This window comes from Candidatus Clostridium radicumherbarum (genome assembly GCF_045310525.1).
GTDB classification, from domain to species: Bacteria; Bacillota; Clostridia; order Clostridiales; family Clostridiaceae; genus Clostridium_AT; species Clostridium_AT radicumherbarum.
The window spans coordinates 1-4026 of sequence record NZ_JBJHZY010000011.1; the positions used below are offsets into that span (position 1 = coordinate 1).

Consider the following 4026-nt stretch of genomic DNA (forward strand, 5'->3'; position numbering starts at 1 on the left):
CATTCGCTTACTTTAATTAAATAAAAGAATTGCTGGTTTTTACCTTGTTATATATCTGTTTAATTTTCAAAGACCAACTTGTTGTATAACATATTTTGATGACATGCTCTATTATATAATACATGTCGATACTTGTCAACAACAATTTATAATTTGTCGTTTTGAGTTTTATTACTCTCAAGCAACATGGATTATAATATCAGCATATTATATTGATAACAAATTATCAATATACTTTCTTTACTAATTAACTTTATTATTCTTTATGATGCTAAATATTTCGCCATTATAAGCATATGGATACACTAGGGACAGTTTTAGAACGTATTATATTGAAAAATGGGCAACATCAAAATAGACTATCATTCATTTCTATTTGCTGCTGCCCTTATTTTAAAATATATTTTATTTTAGTTCTATACTATATACATTTTTAAGTCCTTGAGTAAACTGCATATATTTAAAGCTTTCTCTTTCACTTAAAATTTCATTCTTTATAATATCAAAAACTTCTTCTAACGGCTTTGCAGTTCCAGAAACTTTTTCATCAACTTTTATAATATGATATCCAAATTGTGTTTTAACAGGATCGCTTATCTGCCCAACTGCTAATTCAAAGGCAGCATTTTCAAATTCAGGTACCATTCTTCCTCTTGTAAATTGACCCAAATTTCCTCCCTGTTCTTTTGAAGGACAAGTTGAGTATTGCATTGCAGCCATTTCAAAATTTAATCCATCATCAACTTTATTTTTTATTTCGTTAGCAAGCTCTAATGAATCAACTAATATATGCCTTGCACTTACTACTTCCTCATTCATAAAATAATTTTTATTAGCCTCATAGTAATTCTTTACTTCTTCATCGGTAACTTTTACATCTTTTAAAATATGTCTAATAGCAGTTTGTGTTAGCAGCTCTTTTTTTGCAGCTTCAAGATTTATTAAATAACTTTCATCCTTTTGAATTTCATTATCTAGTGCATAGCTATAAATTAATTCAAAAGAAATTAGCTGATCTAAAAGTTGTTTTTTGCCTTCTTCTGTTGAAAGGTAGCCTTGCCTGTCCTTTGGAAATCTTAAAATAGCATTATTTAAATCATTTTCTGTTATTTCTTTTCCATTTACCATAGCAATAATTTTTTGTTCCATTTTATTCTCCTTATAGATGATATTTAATAATTTTACTTATTAATAATATCATATACCATATCTATATGAAAATACCATTATTTTATTATGGTATTAAGTATTAGCCTCTAATAATGCTTTACTTAAAATTAGAGTTAATGTATAATTATATGTAACAAATAATCAATATTAATTAGAAGAGCTTTGGCTTTGCTTCTACAAATATTATTCAATATAGGAGGATTTTATATGAGTATAAATCAATTAAAAGAGGGAATAAAGGCACCTGACTTTAAATTAATGGGCTCTGACGATAAAGAACATAGTCTAAGCGATTATTTAGGAAAGAAGGTTATTGTTTATTTTTATCCTAAAGATAATACTCCAGGATGTACTATAGAAGCTAATGATTTTAGCGATAATATTGAAAAGATTAAGGAACTTAATGCTGTGGTCTTAGGAATAAGCAGAGATTCTTTATCTTCTCATAAAAAATTTTGCAATAAGTATTCATTGGCTTTTACTTTACTCTCAGATGAAGATGAAAATGTATGCAAAATATATGATGTTATAAAAGAAAAAAATATGTATGGCAAGAAAACCATTGGTATTGAAAGAAGTACATTTATTATAGATGAACAAGGAATAATTAAAAAGATCTTTAGGAAAGTTAAAGTTAATGAACATGTAGAAAATATTATAAAAGAACTAATAAATTAAAGGAGTACTAAAAAGTACTCCTTTAATTATTCATTAATGAATATCCACATAAATCTTGTAAATTGTAACCTTGGCTCAATCCAATATGCCATTTTATATTTTTGTCCATGGCTGAGTAAAACAGCTTGTATACACCATCTACTTTAACAAAAGTACTACGATAAATTTGCTTATTGTCCCATGCAGTATTTGAATAAGAAGGCATTAATATAGTCTGAGAATTATTATAATTTATTCCATCCTCAGATACTGCCCATATTAGTTGCATATTATTTAATCTCCGCTCTCCATCTTTAAAAGCAGTTACTACAGCTTCATAACCTATGTCAGTATGAACTATATCTAAATGCCAAGGCAAATATGGATCTTGCATTTTTAAGTTAACATTTGTATCACCATACCAAGATTTTGCATCTATGCTCTTTTTGGAAATAATCTCATACTTCTCATTTACATAAAAAAGCTTATACTCTTTATTTTCATACAGCACAACAGGACTATAACAATGTTCCTGATTTTCAAATGTTAATACTAATTCAGGCTTAGTCCAATTTGACCCATTCTTAGTGGTTATACGGTATATCCTATCTTCATTATCAAAATAAGTATATCTATACCATAACTCTAATTCTTGTGTATCATAATTATAAACTAAGTGTGGATCACTGTTATGCTCCCCCTTTTCTAATGGAGCATCTACTAATGGGTTGATTAAAGTCTTAGGAGCTATCCAATTTACTCCATCATTAGAACAAGTCACTGAAGGATTTTCGAACATGTCGTTACCGTTGGGATATGGCGTATATACCATCCAATACTTCCATCCATTCCAGCCATTAGAGAAATATAAAACCTTGGGGTGTACACTTTGATTACTGCCATCATAGGTTGATATATTTAGAAATACTTTTGCATTTTTTATTTGTGAATATGGATCCATGCTTACAGAATCATTAGATACTATCTGTTCTCCTCCAAGTAGATTTATATTAGTTATCAAAAACTTATGAGAATCCAGCAGATCCCTTACAATGCCATTAGCTTTTCTAGGAGTTAAAACTATTGGAGAAGATGATATTTGTGCCAATGCAGCCCCAGATAAAGCATCAGGAAAATTTTCACCTGTAGCAAGATATATAGTCTTTAAGTTTAAGCTTTCATAAAATTTATTAATAATCTTATTATTCGTTTCATATCTATCGCTACCATATATTCTTATACTGTTAAGTAAATCAGTTGTAGCATAATTGTCAATAACAGCCTGTCCACCAATTACATATGTATTTTTTATGTTTGTTTTATTTAAATAAGCTTTTATACTCGCAGGCCATATCTTCTTAGATGTTAGTAATATAGGTACATTTTTTACTGACGCAACTGGTGCAGCTGATAATGCATCAGGGAAATCCTCACCTGTTGTAATAAACGCCTCAGTAGGTTGTCCCATTTTCTCAGCTATCTTAACACAAGTTTCATATCTATCTGTACCGGCTAGCCTTTCAGTTTCAAGATTTAAGCTTCTTATAGTCTTCTCAACTTTTTCTGTTATAACCCCTGTCCCACCTATAATGAAAACTTTTTTTACATTAAGCCTCCTTATTTCATTTAACGTATTACTATTTAAATTATTCCTTTCAGTTAATAAAATAGGCGCCTTAAGTTTTGCCGCTAATGGAACTGAACATAGAGCATCCGGATAATCTTCTCCTGTTACAAGTATTGCATTATCACAAGTTTGTTTCCAGCCAAACTTCGATATAATTGTAGCAGTTTCATATCTATCTTTTCCTGCTAGTCTTGTAACCTGAATCTGTTTATCATTATCTGTTTGTGCATATACATTATGACCATATACACAGCTTAGTATAATTACTACTAATAGTGTGGTTAACACCCCATATGATTTTTCCCCCAATTTTATTACCTCTTGTCCTTAAATATTTATCCTGTAATTTACATTATAACACTTTTTGTAATTATTTCATAAAATTATAAAAAAAGCCTTATAGTTTACACTATAAGGCTTTTGGTGGCCAGACCAGGAATCGAACCAGGGACACGAGGATTTTCAGTCCTCTGCTCTACCGACTGAGCTATCTAGCCATATATAACCTAGCAACGTCCTACTCTGCCACTTAGTCGCCCAAGCAGTACCATCGGCGCTGAGAAGCTTAACCA

At 30.1% G+C, this 4026-nt stretch carries 3 protein-coding genes and 1 tRNA gene; 1 reads left to right on the plus strand and 3 read right to left on the minus strand.

The features are described from left to right. Window positions 1-405 precede the first annotated feature (405 nt). On the minus strand, window positions 406-1149 hold the full coding sequence (locus tag ACJDUH_RS19630) for a peptidylprolyl isomerase (RefSeq protein ID WP_406766929.1): 744 nt from the start codon (window positions 1147-1149) through the stop codon (window positions 406-408). A gap of 228 nt (window positions 1150-1377) precedes the next feature. On the opposite strand from ACJDUH_RS19630, the gene bcp reads away from it, so the two are divergent. Then, window positions 1378-1848, plus strand: a complete 471-nt coding sequence (bcp, locus tag ACJDUH_RS19635) for a thioredoxin-dependent thiol peroxidase (protein WP_406766930.1) — start codon at window positions 1378-1380, stop codon at window positions 1846-1848. A gap of 22 nt (window positions 1849-1870) precedes the next feature. On the opposite strand, the gene ACJDUH_RS19640 is transcribed toward bcp, so the two are convergent. Together ACJDUH_RS19640 and ACJDUH_RS19645 are read right to left on the minus strand one after the other, a co-directional pair. Then, window positions 1871-3763 (minus strand): cell wall-binding repeat-containing protein, encoded by a 1893-nt coding sequence (locus tag ACJDUH_RS19640; RefSeq protein ID WP_406766931.1) that lies wholly within the window; start codon window positions 3761-3763, stop codon window positions 1871-1873. A 112-nt stretch (window positions 3764-3875) separates the two neighbouring features. Next, window positions 3876-3951, minus strand: a tRNA-Phe gene (locus tag ACJDUH_RS19645). Between the last annotated feature and the right edge of the window lie 75 nt (window positions 3952-4026).

What these genes read in the sequence shown, in the direction of transcription:
- bcp (WP_406766930.1), top strand. Translation starts at nt 1,378, where the DNA reads ATGAGTATAAATCAATTAAAAGAGGGAATAAAGGCACCTGACTTTAAA.
- ACJDUH_RS19630 (WP_406766929.1), bottom strand. Translation starts at nt 1,149, where the DNA reads ATGGAACAAAAAATTATTGCTATGGTAAATGGAAAAGAAATAACAGAA.